Raw genomic sequence first — 15,188 nt, forward strand, 5'->3', positions numbered from 1 at the left:
AAAAATCCTACCCCCACAGGGCTGTGTGGCGCTTGGGGTAGCAATGTCGTAAACGCGCCATTGCAAGGCGCGCGCAGGCATCTGTGCCACCGTGCCCGGTCATACCATCGCTGCAAAGGGTGGGAAAACCCTCACCAGACAAGAAACGATCGCTGCCGGGAGATACACGATGTTCAGCAAGCAAGACCAGATCCAGGGTTACGACGACGCACTGCTGGCGGCGATGAATGCCGAGGAGCAGCGCCAGGAAGATCACATCGAGCTGATCGCCTCGGAGAACTACACCAGCAAGCGCGTGATGCAGGCCCAGGGCAGCGGCCTCACCAACAAGTACGCCGAGGGCTACCCGGGCAAGCGCTACTACGGCGGCTGCGAGCATGTGGACAAAGTCGAGGCGCTGGCCATCGAGCGCGCCAAGCAGCTGTTCGGCGCCGATTACGCCAACGTCCAGCCGCACTCCGGCTCCTCGGCCAACGGCGCTGTGTACCTGGCCCTGCTGCAGGCCGGCGACACCATCCTGGGCATGAGCCTGGCCCACGGCGGCCACCTGACCCACGGCGCCAAGGTGTCGTCCTCGGGCAAGCTGTACAACGCCGTTCAATACGGGATCGACACCGCAACCGGCTTGATCGACTACGACGAAGTCGAGCGCCTGGCCGTGGAACACAAGCCGAAGATGATCGTCGCCGGCTTCTCGGCCTACTCCAAGACCCTGGATTTCCCGCGTTTCCGCCAGATCGCCGATAAAGTCGGCGCGCTGCTGTTCGTCGACATGGCCCACGTCGCCGGGCTGGTCGCCGCGGGGCTGTACCCGAACCCGATCCCGTTCGCCGACGTGGTCACCACCACCACCCACAAGACCCTGCGCGGGCCGCGTGGCGGCCTGATCCTGGCCAAGTCCAACGAAGAGATCGAGAAAAAGCTCAACGCCGCCGTGTTCCCCGGCGCCCAGGGCGGCCCGCTGATGCATGTGATCGCCGCCAAGGCGGTGTGCTTCAAGGAGGCGCTGGAGCCCGAATTCAAGGCCTACCAGAAACAAGTCATCGAAAACGCCCAGGCCATGGCCCAGGTATTCATCGAGCGCGGCTACGACGTGGTGTCCGGCGGTACCGACAACCACCTGTTCCTGGTCAGCCTGATCCGCCAGGGCCTGACCGGCAAGGACGCTGACGCAGCCCTCGGCCGCGCCCATATCACCGTCAACAAGAACGCCGTGCCCAACGACCCGCAGTCGCCGTTCGTCACCTCGGGCCTGCGCATCGGTACCCCGGCCGTCACCACCCGTGGCTTCAAGGTTGCCCAGTGCACTGCGCTGGCCGGCTGGATCTGCGATGTGCTCGACAACCTGGGCGACGCCGATGTCGAGGCCGATGTGGCCAAGAACGTCGCCGCGCTGTGCGCCGACTTCCCGGTCTACCGCTGAGTGGAGCAGAACACCATGCAACGTTATTCGGGCTTCGGCCTCTTCAAGCACTCCCTCAGCCACCACGAGAACTGGCAGCGCATGTGGCGCACGCCGACGCCGAAGAAGGTCTACGACGTGGTCATCGTCGGCGGTGGCGGCCATGGCCTGGCCACCGCCTACTACCTGGCCAAGGAGCACGGCATCACCAACGTCGCGGTGATCGAGAAGGGCTACCTGGGCGGCGGCAACACTGCCCGTAACACCACCATCGTGCGTTCCAACTACCTGTGGGACGAGTCGGCGCACTTGTACGAGCACGCCATGAAGCTGTGGGAAGGCCTTTCGCAGGACATCAACTACAACGTGATGTTCTCCCAGCGCGGCGTCTACAACCTGTGCCACACCCTGCAGGACATCCGTGACTCCGAGCGCCGGGTCAACGCCAACCGCCTCAACGGCGTCGACGGCGAGCTGATCCGCACCGAACAGGTGGCGGCCGAGATCCCATATCTCGACTGTTCGAAGAACACCCGCTACCCGATCCTCGGTGCCACCGTGCAGCGCCGTGGCGGCGTGGCCCGCCACGATGCCGTGGCCTGGGGCTTCGCCCGTGCCGCCGACGCCCTGGGCGTGGACTTGATCCAGCAGACCGAGGTGATCGGCTTCCGCAAGGAGAACGGTGCCGTGATCGGGGTTGAAACGAACAAGGGCTTCATCGGCGCCAAGCGCGTCGGCGTGGTCACCGCAGGCAACTCCGGGCACATGGCCAAGCTCGCCGGCTTCCGCCTGCCGCTGGAGTCGCACCCGCTGCAGGCACTGGTATCGGAGCCGATCAAGCCGATCATCGACAGCGTGATCATGTCCAACGCCGTGCACGGCTACATCAGCCAGTCCGACAAGGGCGACCTGGTGATCGGCGCCGGTATCGACGGTTGGGTCGGCTACGGCCAGCGCGGTTCGTACCCGGTCATCGAGCACACCCTGCAGGCGATCGTCGAGATGTTCCCGATCCTCTCGCGCGTGCGCATGAATCGCCAGTGGGGCGGCATCGTCGACACCACCCCCGACGCCTGCCCGATCATCTCCAAGACCCCGGTGAAGAACATGTTCTTCAACTGCGGCTGGGGCACTGGCGGCTTCAAGGCCACCCCGGGCTCGGGCAACGTGTTTGCCGCCAGCCTGGCCAAGGGCGAGATGCACCCGCTGGCCGCGCCTTTCTCCATCGACCGTTTCTACAACGGCGCGCTGATCGACGAACACGGCGCCGCTGCCGTCGCCCACTGACCCCGGAGACAACCGTCATGTTGCACATCTTCTGTCCCCACTGCGGCGAGCTGCGCTCCGAGGAAGAATTCCACGCGTCCGGCCAGGCGCATATCGCCCGCCCGCTGGACCCGAACGCCTGCTCCGACGAGGAGTGGGGCACCTACATGTTCTTCCGCGACAACCCGCGTGGCATCCACCACGAGCTGTGGGACCACGTTGCCGGCTGCCGCCAGTACTTCAACGTCACCCGCGACACCGTGACCTACGAGATTCTGGAAACCTACAAGATCGGCGAGAAGCCTCAGGTCACCGCCGCCTCGAAACAGAGCAGCGCGCCAGCGACCGCCAAGGGCCAAGGGGAAAAAGTATGAGCCAGACCTATCGCCTCGCCAGCGGCGGCCGTATCGACCGCAGCAAGGTGCTGAATTTCACCTTCAACGGCAAGACCTATCAGGGCTATGCCGGCGACACCCTGGCCGCCGCGCTGCTGGCCAACGGTGTCGACATCGTCGGGCGCAGCTTCAAGTACTCGCGCCCCCGCGGGATCATCGCCGCCGGTACCGAAGAGCCGAATGCGATCCTGCAGATCGGCGCCAGCGAAGCTACCCAGATCCCCAACGTGCGCGCCACCCAGCAGGCCCTGTACGCAGGCCTGGTGGCCACCAGCACCAACGGCTGGCCGAACGTCAACAACGACATGATGGGCATCATCGGCAAGGTCGGCGGCAGCATGATGCCGCCCGGGTTCTACTACAAGACCTTCATGTACCCCAAGTCGTTCTGGATGACCTACGAGAAGTACATCCGCAAGGCGGCGGGCCTCGGCCGCGCGCCGCTGCAGAATGATCCGGACAGCTACGACTACATGAACCAGCACTGCGACGTGCTGATCGTCGGCGCCGGCCCTGCCGGCCTGGCCGCCGCGCTGGCTGCTGCCCGTAGCGGTGCCCGGGTGATCCTGGCCGACGAGCAGGAAGAGTTCGGCGGCACCTTGCTCGACAGCCGCGAAACCCTCGATGGAAAACCAGCCTCCGATTGGGTCAACGCCGTTGTCGCCGAACTGGAGTCGCTGCCGGAAGTCACCCTGTTGCCACGCAGCACGGTCAATGGCTATCACGACCACAACTTCCTGACCATCCACGAGCGTCTTACCGACCACCTTGGTGACCGCGCCCCGATCGGCCAGGTGCGCCAGCGCGTGCACCGTGTACGTGCCAATCGTGTAGTGCTGGCTGCTGGCGCCCATGAGCGTCCATTGGTGTACGGCAACAACGACCTGCCGGGCAACATGCTGGCTGGCGCCGTATCCACCTACGTGCGCCGCTATGGCGTGGCCCCGGGCCGCAAGCTGGTGCTGTCGACCAACAACGACCACGCCTACCGTGCCGCGTTGGACTGGCACGATGCCGGCCTGCAAGTGGTCGCCATCGCCGACGCCCGCCACAACCCGCGTGGCTCGCTGGTCGAAGAGGCTCGCGCCAAAGGCATTCGCATCCTCACCTCCAGCGCCGTGATCGAGGCCAAGGGCAGCAAGCACGTCACCGGCGCCCGCGTGGCCGCCATCGATGTGCAGGCGCACAAGGTCACCAGCCCTGGTGAAACCCTCGACTGCGACCTGATCGCCACCTCCGGCGGCTACAGCCCGGTGGTGCACCTGGCCTCGCACCTGGGCGGTCGCCCGGTGTGGCGTGAAGACATCCTCGGCTTCGTGCCGGGCGATGCCCCGCAGAAACGCGTGTGCGTCGGTGGCGTGAACGGCGTCTATGCCCTTGGTGACGTGATCGCCGACGGTTTCGAAGGCGGTGTTCGCGCTGCCACCGAGGCCGGCTTCAAGGCCAGCGTCGGCACCCTGCCGAAAACCCTGGCGCGCAAGGAAGAGGCCACCGTGGCCCTGTTCCAAGTGCCCCACGACAAAGGCACCGCCCGTGCGCCGAAGCAGTTCGTCGACCAACAGAACGACGTCACCGCCGCGGCCATCGAGCTGGCCACCCGCGAAGGCTTCGAGTCGGTCGAGCACGTCAAGCGCTACACCGCCCTGGGCTTCGGCACCGACCAGGGCAAGCTGGGCAACATCAACGGCCTGGCCATCGCCGCCCGTTCGCTCGGGATCGGCATCCCGGAAATGGGCACCACCATGTTCCGCCCCAACTACACGCCGGTGACCTTCGGCGCGGTAGCAGGCCGGCACTGCGGCCACCTGTTCGAGCCGGTGCGCTTCACCGCCCTGCATGCCTGGCACATCAAGAACGGCGCCGAGTTCGAGGACGTCGGCCAATGGAAGCGCCCGTGGTACTTCCCCAAGCCCGGCGAAGATATCCACACCGCGGTGGCCCGCGAGTGCAAGGCCGTGCGTGACAGCGTCGGCCTGCTGGACGCCTCGACCCTGGGCAAGATCGACATCCAGGGCCCTGACGCCCGCGAGTTCCTCAACCGCATCTACACCAACGCCTGGACCAAGCTCGACGTGGGCAAGGCCCGCTACGGCCTGATGTGCAAGGAAGACGGCATGGTCTTCGACGACGGCGTGACCGCCTGCGTCGGCGACAACCACTTCATCATGACCACCACCACCGGCGGCGCCGCTCGCGTGCTGCAGTGGCTGGAGCTGTACCACCAGACCGAATGGCCGGAAATGAAGGTGTTCTTCACCTCGGTCACCGACCACTGGGCGACCATGACCCTGTCCGGGCCCAACAGCCGCAAGCTGCTGGCCGACGTCAGCGACATCGACCTGGACAAGGACGGCTTCCCGTTCATGAGCTGGAAGGAAGGCCTGGTCGGCGGCGTGCCGGCGCGGGTGTTCCGCATCTCGTTCACCGGCGAGCTGTCGTACGAGATCAACGTCCAGGCCAACTACGCCATGGGCGTGTTGGAACAGATCGTCGAGGCGGGCAAAAAGTACAACCTGACCCCGTACGGCACCGAGACCATGCACGTGCTGCGCGCCGAGAAGGGCTTCATCATCGTCGGCCAGGACACCGACGGCTCGATGACCCCGGACGACCTCAACATGAGCTGGTGCGTGGGCCGCAACAAAGCCTTCTCGTGGATCGGCCTGCGCGGCATGAACCGCGAGGACACCACCCGCGAGAACCGCAAGCAGTTGGTGGGCCTGAAACCCGTGGACCCGAACGTTTGGCTGCCGGAAGGCGCCCAGTTGGTGTTCGACCCCAAGCAGCCGATCCCGATGGACATGGTCGGCCACGTCACCTCCAGCTACGCGGCCAACTCCCTGGGCTATTCGTTCGCCATGGGCGTGGTCAAGGGCGGCCTCAAGCGCCTGGGCGAGCGGGTCTATTCGCCGCAGGCCGATGGCAGCGTGATCGAGGCCGAGATCGTGTCTTCGGTGTTCTTCGATCCGAAGGGTGAGCGGCAGAACGTTTGATTCCGGGTCCTGTGGAGGCAGGCCAGGCCCTTCGCCGGCGAGCCGGCTCCCACAGGTTCGATGCAGTTCTTGAGGTCGACGCGGTCCCTGTGGGAGCTGGCTTGCCAGCGATGGGGCCAGCGCATCCATCCAGTTGCTGCATCGCTTCGACGAACACGAATTCAAGGCAGGTAAGAAATGAGCGCTATCAACGTCTTCCAGCAAAACCCAGGCCCTGAAGCCAAGGCTCAGTCGCCGCTGCACCACGCCGACCTGGCCAGCTTGGTCGGCAAGGGCCGCAAGAACGCAGGCGTGACCCTGCGCGAAAAGAAATTCCTCGGCCACCTGACCCTGCGTGGCGACGGCCATGACCAGGCCTTTGCCGGCGGCGTGCACAAGGCCCTGGGCCTGGAGCTGCCGGTGGCCCTGACCGTGGTCGCCAACAGCGAGATGTCGCTGCAGTGGGTCGGCCCGGACGAGTGGCTGCTGATCGTCCCCGGCGGCCAGGAGTTCGCCGTCGAGCAGAAGCTGCGCGATGCCCTCGACGGCCAGCACATCCAGGTGGTCAACGTCACCGGCGGGCAGACCCTGCTCGAGCTGCGCGGCCCCAACGTGCGCGACGTGCTGATGAAATCCACCAGCTATGATGTACACCCGAACAACTTCCCGGTTGGCAAGGCCGTCGGCACCGTGTTCGCCAAGTCGCAACTGGTGATCCGCCGTACCGCCGAGGACACCTGGGAGTTGGTGATTCGCCGCAGCTTCTCCGACTACTGGTGGCTGTGGCTGCAGGACGCATCGGCCGAGTACGGCCTGGCCATCGAAGCGTAAGGAGCAGCACCATGAGTCGGGCACCGGACACCTGGATTCTCACCGCCGACTGCCCGAGCATGCTCGGCACGGTCGATGTGGTGACGCGTCATCTCTACGAGCAGCGCTGCTACGTCACCGAGCACCATTCCTTCGATGACCGGCTGTCGGGGCGGTTCTTCATACGTGTGGAGTTCCGCGCCGCGGACGGCTTCGACGAGGAGGGCTTCCGCGCCGGCCTCGCCGAACGCAGCGAAGCCTTCGGCATGGCCTTTGAGCTGACCGCGCCCAACCACCGCCCCAAGGTGGTGATCATGGTGTCCAAGGCCGACCATTGCCTGAACGACCTGCTGTACCGCCAACGCATTGGCCAGTTGGCGATGGACGTGGTCGCGGTGGTGTCCAACCACCCCGACCTGGAGCCCCTGGCGCACTGGCACAAGATTCCGTACTACCACTTCGCCCTCGACCCCAACGACAAGCCGGCGCAGGAGCGCAAGGTGCTGCAGGTGATCGAGGAGAGCGGCGCCGAACTGGTGATCCTCGCCCGCTACATGCAGGTGCTGTCGCCCGAGCTGTGCCGGCGGCTGGATGGCTGGGCGATCAACATCCACCACTCGCTGCTGCCTGGGTTCAAGGGCGCCAAGCCGTATCACCAAGCCTACAACAAGGGCGTGAAGATGGTGGGTGCCACCGCGCACTACATCAACAACGACCTGGATGAAGGGCCGATCATCGCCCAGGGCGTGGAGGTGGTGGACCACAGCCACTATCCGGAAGACCTGATCGCCAAGGGGCGGGACATCGAGTGCCTGACCCTGGCGCGGGCGGTGGGGTATCACATCGAAAGAAGGGTGTTCCTCAACGCCAATCGCACCGTGGTTCTCTGATAGATCGCTGGGGCCGCTTTGCGGCCCTTTCGCTGGCAAGCCAGCTCCCACAGGTACAGTGCGCGCACCTCTGTGGGAGCTGGCTTGTCGTGGCGACGAACCGCAGCGAATGGGCTGCGCAGCGGCCCCAGCGATGTCCGCCGCAAACAGGCATCCCCCTGTCGCATCCAGTCACCGCCCCATCCCCCATCAAGCCCACAATCCCCTCATTCCAGTAACACAGGCCGCCCACGGAAAGGCGGCGCTTTCCACCACCGCTGCATAAATACAAATCAAGCGAGGTAAGAAGCATGTCTGGTAACCGTGGAGTGGTGTATCTCGGCGCGGGCAAGGTCGAGGTGCAGAAGATCGACTACCCCAAGATGCAGGACCCGCGCGGCAAGAAGATCGAGCACGGTGTCATCCTCAAGGTGGTCTCCACCAATATCTGCGGCTCCGACCAGCACATGGTCCGCGGCCGCACCACCGCCCAGGTCGGCCTGGTGCTGGGCCACGAAATCACCGGTGAAATCGTCGAGATGGGGCGTGACGTCGAGCGCCTGAAGATCGGCGACCTGGTATCGGTGCCGTTCAATGTCGCCTGCGGCCGCTGCCGTTCGTGCAAAGAGATGCACACCGGTGTCTGCCTCACCGTCAACCCGGCCCGCGCCGGCGGCGCCTACGGCTATGTCGACATGGGCGATTGGACCGGTGGCCAGGCCGAATACGTGCTGGTGCCATACGCCGACTTCAACCTGCTGAAACTGCCGGACCGCGACAAGGCCATGGAGAAGATCCGCGACCTGACCTGCCTGTCCGACATCCTGCCCACCGGCTACCACGGCGCCGTCACTGCTGGCGTTGGCCCGGGCAGCACGGTGTATGTCGCCGGTGCCGGCCCTGTCGGCCTGGCCGCCGCGGCGTCCGCCCGCCTGCTGGGCGCCGCCTGTGTGATCGTCGGCGATCTCAACCCGGCGCGCCTTGCCCATGCCAAGTCCCAGGGTTTCGAGGTGGTCGACCTGTCCAAGGACACCCCGCTGCACGAGCAGATCGTCGATATCCTCGGCGAGCCGGAAGTGGACTGCGCCGTCGATGCTGTCGGCTTCGAAGCCCGTGGCCATGGCCATGAAGGCGCCAAACACGAAGCCCCGGCCACCGTGCTCAACTCGCTGATGCAAGTGACCCGGGTGGCCGGCAACATCGGCATTCCGGGCCTGTACGTGACCGAGGATCCGGGCGCGGTGGATGCCGCCGCCAAGATTGGCGCGCTGAGCATTCGCTTCGGCCTGGGTTGGGCCAAGTCCCACAGCTTCCACACCGGGCAGACCCCGACCATGAAGTACAACCGCCAGCTGATGCAGGCGATCATGTGGGACCGCATCAATATCGCCGAAGTGGTAGGGGTACAGGTGATCAGCCTGGATCAGGCGCCGGAGGGCTATGGCGAGTTTGATGCGGGGGTGCCGAAGAAGTTTGTGATTGATCCGCACAGGACCTTTAGCGCAGTTTGACAGATGATAAGCAACGCTCAGGGATCGAGCGTTGCTTTGCTGTGTTTGATGCTGGAGCGATGGAGTAGGTAGAGTGGTCAAGTCTCGCTTCGGAGCGCTTCATATGAACTGGAAAGTTTTAGGTCATATATTTTCTGCTTATTTTTCATTTCAGTGATTGCGTTTGCTGTCGCCTGTTCAAAGGTTGGCGCAGAGACAAGGCCGATGTTACCCGTATACGGTAAGGCTTTGTTTACGAGGTTTAGCATTTTCTCAGAGTGCTTTATGGCTTGCCAGTTTTGAGTGATCAGCTCAGGTGTATTCCATTGTTGGTCAGTGATGTTTCTAGCGTTCAAGATGCCTTTTTTAATGATGGTAAGTTGTCTGCGTGAGTAGTGCATATAAGGATTTTGGTAAAGCTCGTATATTTCACTTTGCCGGGCTTCAGTTGGCATGCTCGTGGATTTTTCGGGTCGGCTATTTAAGAACTCTGAACTGATCGTATTATAGTCTAATCCAGGGATCTGCATGTTAAACTGTTTTTTTCTTTGCTCTATGGTTTTCCGTACGTTCATGTGTCCGGTGGGGTCTGAGTTATTGATGGGGTCTCCGGAACAGTAAGTGTACGCATTCATCTCTCCCTCGCCGAACGGACTCCAGCTATCTGGTGAGTGGAAGCGCATCAACACCGGACTGAAGGTGCGGTACCCGTTCCCCAGTAAATAGAGGCCTAAAGCCGTACGAAGCTGGCCATTGAAACCTACCGAAGGCTTTCTTCTGCAATCGAGTGGATCATGGCCGTACGCCATATATGAAAATGTTTTAGGCTCATCGTTGGCAAGGTAGTATAGAACCGTTCCTGGCACCTCTGTTGCCAGAAGTACCATCCCGGAGGTGTTTTTAGACTGCTTTTCCATGGTGGCTCCAATGTTGGTTTAGCTGGAATTTACTATTTATCATTAAGTTATTAAGCTGTCTCTCGCTGGCCATAAGATCCCCTGGGGAATACCCTGCGCAGCCTGTCTATTTACGTCTGATTGTCCATGGGAATCCTGCTCGCTAGTAAAGCTCGAAAGTAAGATGGTAACTATGGGTTGTCGCGTCGGTCCCGTGCGCGTTGAACGCGTTCATTATGTTCGGCAAGCCTGTCAAGGCTATCTTCACGATGTTCAATAGTTTTTCGCCCTATTGCACGGCGGCGCCCATCTCGTCCACTAGGGAGGGAATCATCATCACCCTGCAGACTTTTTAAATGTTGAATGTGAAGTTCGACTATGCGGTTTTCTGCCGATTCGAGTGAAACGCCATTGATGTCAAGTGTGCCTTCGTTAATGGTGTCATGAATATTCATATAGTTATCGATTGTAATGTTGTTGAAGGCAGCTTTGTTTGATGAGCGTGTGGCGGCAAGCTGTGTTTTACCTGCAATTGATTTAAAATCTCTGGCTTCGGTGACAGGTAGATTATTTATGATTTTGTCGACTACTTTATTGTTGAGTAGTAGTGCGTGCCAACCTGTCGACTTGTCAATTTTCCATGCTGTATTTACCCTGCCCGAAATATTGGGCGTGTGCCCGGATCTGTCTGTCATGTTAATAGGGTCACCTTGGCAGTAGGCGTAGGTGTTCAGGCCTCCTCGCGCAAATGGGGACCAGCTGTCGGGCGAGTTGAAACGCATTAATTCACTGCTATAACCGCGGTAACCATTGCCCAATAAGTAAGCACCATTTTTTTCACGGTGTGTGCCGGTGAAGCCCAGCAAGCGGGTCGTGCCATTGAAAGGATCGTAGCCAAATACCGTATACGGGTATGGGTGTTGCTCCTGCGGCTTATGCAGCTGTAGTACAGACCCCTGCCTGTCTGTTGCCAGTATCACTGTTGAGGTTTTTTTGAGTCCTTGTTTCATGTCCCATCCCCAAGCGTTGGCTCGACTTTGCATAACTCTGCGACGGAGGGTGGTGCTCAGCAACTGGCAAAAATGTCAGGTTCGCAGAAGGGTCCTACTTACGCACAGGACGTATCTCACTGACTCGATGAGGTTTAAGGAAATACCCTACGCAATCTGTCGATGCACGTCTGATTGTCCGGAGAAATCCTGCCTACTAGGCTTGCTCGGTCGTTGTCGGTTCAGCGATCGGGCGTGGAAACCCGGCGGTTAGCATGGTTGTCGTCATGACGGCTGTACGCGGGAGGTCCCTGGGCCTGCCGGGTTCACCATGCACCGGTCTTTCCACCCCGTGTACAGCTGTCACCCTGATGTGTGGAAGCGGACGGGTGGCACTCAACACAGCATGGTGCCTCGATGAAAAAAATCGTCCCCGACCCACCCGAAGACCTCCACGCCAAATTCCAACTCCCACCCGGCCAATCCCTCTCCACCGCCATCCTCGAAGGCGCCGTGCCCATCGAGGAAGTGCTGATGAACGTCTGCCATTTCATGTTCATCGCCTATACCGACGGCTACCACGCGCAGGAACTGGCGACCGAAGGCGATCTGAAGCAGCTCCAGGCGTCGAGCCTGCAGCATCTGACCGTCGCCTGGGGGCAGGTCGATGCGCTGGTGGGGGCGTTGAAGCAGGTGCCTGCCTCGGGCTTTTATCAGCCGGGCTGAAATAGCCGGGGCCGCTGTGCGGCCCATCGCCGCGGTTCGTCGCCACGACAAGCCGGCTCCCACAGGGACAGCGCAAGGCTCAGACTATTGCGCAATCCACTGTGGGAGCTGGCTTGCCAGCGATTGGGCCCTGGGATGAACACCGATGGCCGGCCCGGAACAAACCTTTGGCGCTCCAGTCCAACCCCTCGTTTCCCGGCCATTCCGGCCGACGAGGTCCCTCCCGATGAAAGCATTCACCCTGGCAACCCTGATGACCCTGGCCGCAAGCCCGGTGTTCGCCTTCAACCTCAGCGATGCGGCCAATGCCGTTTCGGCCATGCAGAACCAGAACCCGCAGGCACAGGGGCAAGCGCCAGCCGACCAGGCCAACCTGCTCAATACGCTGGGCAGCGAGTTGAAAATCACCCCCGAGCAGGCCATCGGCGGCGCCGGGGCCATGTTGGGCCTGGCGCGCAACAGCCTCAGCGGCGATGACTACGGGCAGTTGACCAAGGCTGTGCCGGGGCTCGACCTGCTGTCGGGCAACAATGCGCTGGGTGGGCTGAACGGGCTGGGGCAGTTGCTGGGCAATGACAAGAACAGCTCGGCCCTGAGCAATGCGCTGGGCGGTGAAGTCGAGAACCGCAATGACCTGGACAACGCCTTCAAGGCGCTGGGCATGGATACCGGGATGATCGGCCAGTTCGCGCCGTTGATCCTGCAGTACCTGGGGCAGCAGGGGATTGCCGGGTCGTTGCTGCAGAACCTGGGGAGTTTGTGGGGTAACCCAGCGGTAGCCACCCCGTCGGTTTGATCCAAGATTTTGCAGGAGCGGGACAAGCCCGCTCCTACAGGAAATGTGTGGGACTATGCGGTCTCGGAGAAATCCACCAACCGCACCGGCCGACGGAAACCGGCCGTCAGCACCGCCAGGTACGCCAGCCCCAGGGCAAACCAGCACAAGCCGATCACCAGCGTCAGCGCCGACAGGCTGGTCCACAGCCACAAGGTCAGGCTCAACCCCACCAGCGGTACCGCGCCGTAGCGCAACAGGCCCAGCGGCGTGCGCTGTCCGGCGTGATCCATCAGGTGCGTCTTCACCACCGCCAGGTTCACCGCCGAGAACGCCACCAGCGCGCCAAAGCTGATCAGCGAGGCGAGGGTGGCCAGGTCGATCACCAGTGCCAGCAGCGAGAACGCCGACACCAGCAGGGTGGCGAACACCGGCGTGCCGAAGCGCAGCGACAGGTAGCCGAAGCTGCGCTGCGGCAGCACGCGGTCGCGGCCCATGGTGAACAGGATGCGTGACACCGCCGCCTGCGAGGCCAGCGCCGAGCCCAGGCTGCCGGCAACGAAGGCAGCGGTGAAGAAGTTGGCGAGGAACTGCCCGCCGGCCTTCATCATCACTTCGTTGGCCGCGGCATCGGTGTTGGCGAAGGTGCTGCCCGGCAGCACCAGTTGGCTGACATAGGCCAGCACGGTGAACAGCAGCCCGGCGCCGAGGGTGGTGAGGATGATCGCCCGCGGCACGTCGCGGCGGGCGTCCTTGCACTCTTCGGCCAGGGTCGACACGGCATCGAAGCCGAGGAACGACAGGCACAGCACCGCCGCCCCCGCCATCAAGGCCCCGAAGCCCGGCGCGCTGCCATCACCGCGCAGCGGCGCCAGCAGGTCCACCGGCTGCCCAACCAGGCCCTGCCAGGAAAGGGCGACGAACACGCCGATGAAGACGATCTGCGCGCCGACGATCAGGTTGCTGGTCTTGGCCACCGAGTGGATGCCGACCACGTTGAGCACGGTCACCACGGCGATGGCCGCCAGCACGATGGCCCAGGCCGGGATGGCCGGGAAGGCGATATTGAGGAACAGCCCGATCAGCAGGTAATTGATCATCGGGATGAACAGGTAATCGAGCAGCAGCGACCAGCCCGCCAGGAAACCCACGTTGGGGCCGAAGGCCATGTTGGTGTAGGAGTACGCCGAGCCCGCGACCGGGAAGCGCTTGACCATGAAACTGTAGGAGGTGGCGGTGAACAGCATGGCCAGCAGGGTGACCAGGTAGGCACCGGCGGTGCGGCCACCAGTGAGTTCGGTGACGATGCCGTATGTGGTGAAGATGGTCAGCGGGACCATGTACACCAGGCCGAAGAACACCAGGGCGGGCAGGCCCAGGACGCGGCGCAGTTGCGCGGGGGCGGAGCAGGGAGGGTTGGCCATCGATCGATCCTGGCTTTTCTTGTAGTTGTGGTTGATCGATTTTTATCCACTCAGGTGGGTGGTGACAAACAAAGAGTTCCTTATGTCGATTATTAATCTGGATTTTAATCGGGATTTGGTGGGGTATTTGTAGGCCCTATCGTGGGAGCGGGCTTGCCCCGCGATAGGGCCGATGGTTCAGCGCATCTCCGCGCGCAACAGCGCGATCCGCTGGTCCTTGTCCAGCCACAGCTGGTTGACCCAGGCCTGCACGGTCTGGCGGAACGCCGGGTCGTTCTCGTAATCGCCCTCGCACAGCGCCGGGTCCAGCTCGCGCACACGGATGTCGATGATCACCCGGCTGATGCTGCCGTTGAGCAGGTCCCAGAACCCCGGCGCCTTGTCGCCCGGGTAGACGATGGTCACATCGAGCAGCGCATCCAGCTGTTCGCCCAGCGCCGCCAGCACGAAGGCAACGCCGCCGGCCTTGGGCTTGAGCAGGTGGCGGTAGGGCGATTGCTGCTCGGCGCGCTTGGCCTCGGTGAAGCGGGTGCCTTCGAGGTAGTTGACCACGGTCACCGGCTGGCGCTTGAACAGCTCGCAGGCGGCCTTGGTGATCTCCAGGTCCTTGCCCTTGAGTTCGGGGTGCTTGTCGAGGAAGGCCTTGCTGTAGCGCTTCATGAACGGGTAATCCAGCCCCCACCAGGCCAGGCCAAGCAGTGGTACCCAGATCAGCTCTTTCTTGAGGAAGAACTTGAAGAACGGCACGCGACGGTTGAGGCTCTCGATCAGCGCCGGGATATCCACCCAGGTCTGGTGATTGCTCACGCACAGGTACGAGGTGTCCTGGCGCAGCGTGTCGACGCCGCGGATGTCCCACTGGGTGGGGATGCACAGGGCGAAGATGGCCTTGTCAATCTCCGACCAGGTTTCGGCGATCCACATCACCGCGGCCGACGCGTAGTCGCGGCCACGGCCCGGCAGCACCAGCTTGAGCAGGGCGAAGACCAGCAGCGGGCCGATCAGCACCAGGGTGTTGAGCAGCAGCAGGGTGAGGGTGAGGATGCCGGTCAGCAGGCGACGCATAAGGGGACTCTTGTTGTGTGAGGTGAACGGTTGGCAATGATAAGCAGGGTATGGCCCTTAGCCAAACGTCGTACGTCCATTAACTGGGACAAATGTTTCACATTATGTT

The 15,188-nt window shown here is 62.5% G+C and carries 13 protein-coding genes; 9 read left to right on the forward strand and 4 right to left on the reverse strand.

What is annotated here, in order from left to right:
- The first annotated feature begins 169 nt into the window (after nucleotides 1–169).
- The 7 genes from ACQ4OD_RS20330 to fdhA all read left to right on the forward strand — a co-directional run bounded on the left by ACQ4OD_RS20330 (nucleotide 170) and on the right by fdhA (nucleotide 9,225).
- Complete coding sequence (locus tag ACQ4OD_RS20330) at nucleotides 170–1,423, forward strand: serine hydroxymethyltransferase (RefSeq protein ID WP_102681861.1); 1,254 nt, start codon at nucleotides 170–172, stop codon at nucleotides 1,421–1,423.
- Between the two features lie 15 nt (nucleotides 1,424–1,438).
- The gene (locus tag ACQ4OD_RS20335; protein ID WP_046857448.1) at nucleotides 1,439–2,689 is read left to right on the forward strand and encodes a sarcosine oxidase subunit beta family protein; all 1,251 of its coding nucleotides are present in this window, start codon (nucleotides 1,439–1,441) and stop codon (nucleotides 2,687–2,689) included.
- Nucleotides 2,690–2,706: 17 nt separating this feature from the next.
- Nucleotides 2,707–3,042, forward strand: a complete 336-nt coding sequence (locus tag ACQ4OD_RS20340; RefSeq protein WP_023631299.1) for a sarcosine oxidase subunit delta — start codon at nucleotides 2,707–2,709, stop codon at nucleotides 3,040–3,042.
- Nucleotides 3,039–6,056 (forward strand): sarcosine oxidase subunit alpha, encoded by a 3,018-nt coding sequence (locus ACQ4OD_RS20345; protein WP_198753778.1) that lies wholly within the window; start codon nucleotides 3,039–3,041, stop codon nucleotides 6,054–6,056. Before ACQ4OD_RS20340 ends, ACQ4OD_RS20345 begins: the two co-directional genes overlap by 4 nt.
- 177 nt (nucleotides 6,057–6,233) lie before the next feature.
- The gene (locus ACQ4OD_RS20350; protein ID WP_038707202.1) at nucleotides 6,234–6,866 is read left to right on the forward strand and encodes a sarcosine oxidase subunit gamma; all 633 of its coding nucleotides are present in this window, start codon (nucleotides 6,234–6,236) and stop codon (nucleotides 6,864–6,866) included.
- An 11-nt stretch (nucleotides 6,867–6,877) separates the two neighbouring features.
- Nucleotides 6,878–7,735 carry a formyltetrahydrofolate deformylase gene (gene purU / locus ACQ4OD_RS20355; protein ID WP_023631289.1) on the forward strand — a complete coding sequence of 286 codons (858 nt, stop codon included), beginning with the start codon at nucleotides 6,878–6,880 and terminating at the stop codon, nucleotides 7,733–7,735.
- A gap of 290 nt (nucleotides 7,736–8,025) precedes the next feature.
- Nucleotides 8,026–9,225: a formaldehyde dehydrogenase, glutathione-independent gene (gene fdhA / locus ACQ4OD_RS20360; RefSeq protein ID WP_430944832.1), complete on the forward strand. Its 1,200-nt coding sequence runs from the start codon at nucleotides 8,026–8,028 to the stop codon at nucleotides 9,223–9,225.
- Between the two features lie 77 nt (nucleotides 9,226–9,302).
- On the opposite strand, the gene ACQ4OD_RS20365 is transcribed toward fdhA, so the two are convergent.
- Together ACQ4OD_RS20365 and ACQ4OD_RS20370 are read right to left on the reverse strand one after the other, a co-directional pair.
- Nucleotides 9,303–10,121, reverse strand: coding sequence for an RHS repeat-associated core domain-containing protein (locus tag ACQ4OD_RS20365; RefSeq protein ID WP_430944833.1), 819 nt, complete (start codon nucleotides 10,119–10,121; stop codon nucleotides 9,303–9,305).
- 170 nt (nucleotides 10,122–10,291) lie between these two features.
- A complete protein-coding gene (locus tag ACQ4OD_RS20370) occupies nucleotides 10,292–11,110 on the reverse strand; it encodes an RHS repeat-associated core domain-containing protein (protein WP_430944834.1) in 819 nt (272 codons plus the stop codon).
- 396 nt (nucleotides 11,111–11,506) lie between these two features.
- Between ACQ4OD_RS20370 and ACQ4OD_RS20375 the strand changes: the two genes are divergently transcribed.
- A complete protein-coding gene (locus ACQ4OD_RS20375; protein ID WP_217868007.1) occupies nucleotides 11,507–11,815 on the forward strand; it encodes a hypothetical protein in 309 nt (102 codons plus the stop codon).
- A 226-nt stretch (nucleotides 11,816–12,041) separates the two neighbouring features.
- A complete protein-coding gene (locus tag ACQ4OD_RS20380) occupies nucleotides 12,042–12,611 on the forward strand; it encodes a DUF2780 domain-containing protein (protein WP_430944835.1) in 570 nt (189 codons plus the stop codon).
- Nucleotides 12,612–12,664: 53 nt separating this feature from the next.
- On the opposite strand, the gene ACQ4OD_RS20385 is transcribed toward ACQ4OD_RS20380, so the two are convergent.
- Nucleotides 12,665–14,014, reverse strand: a complete 1,350-nt coding sequence (locus ACQ4OD_RS20385; protein ID WP_430944836.1) for an APC family permease — start codon at nucleotides 14,012–14,014, stop codon at nucleotides 12,665–12,667.
- Nucleotides 14,015–14,191: 177 nt separating this feature from the next.
- Complete coding sequence (locus ACQ4OD_RS20390) at nucleotides 14,192–15,079, reverse strand: acyltransferase (RefSeq protein ID WP_102681868.1); 888 nt, start codon at nucleotides 15,077–15,079, stop codon at nucleotides 14,192–14,194.
- Nucleotides 15,080–15,188 lie beyond the last annotated feature (109 nt).

Source organism: Pseudomonas sp. WC1, from assembly GCF_050586565.1.
GTDB lineage: Bacteria > Pseudomonadota > Gammaproteobacteria > Pseudomonadales > Pseudomonadaceae > Aquipseudomonas.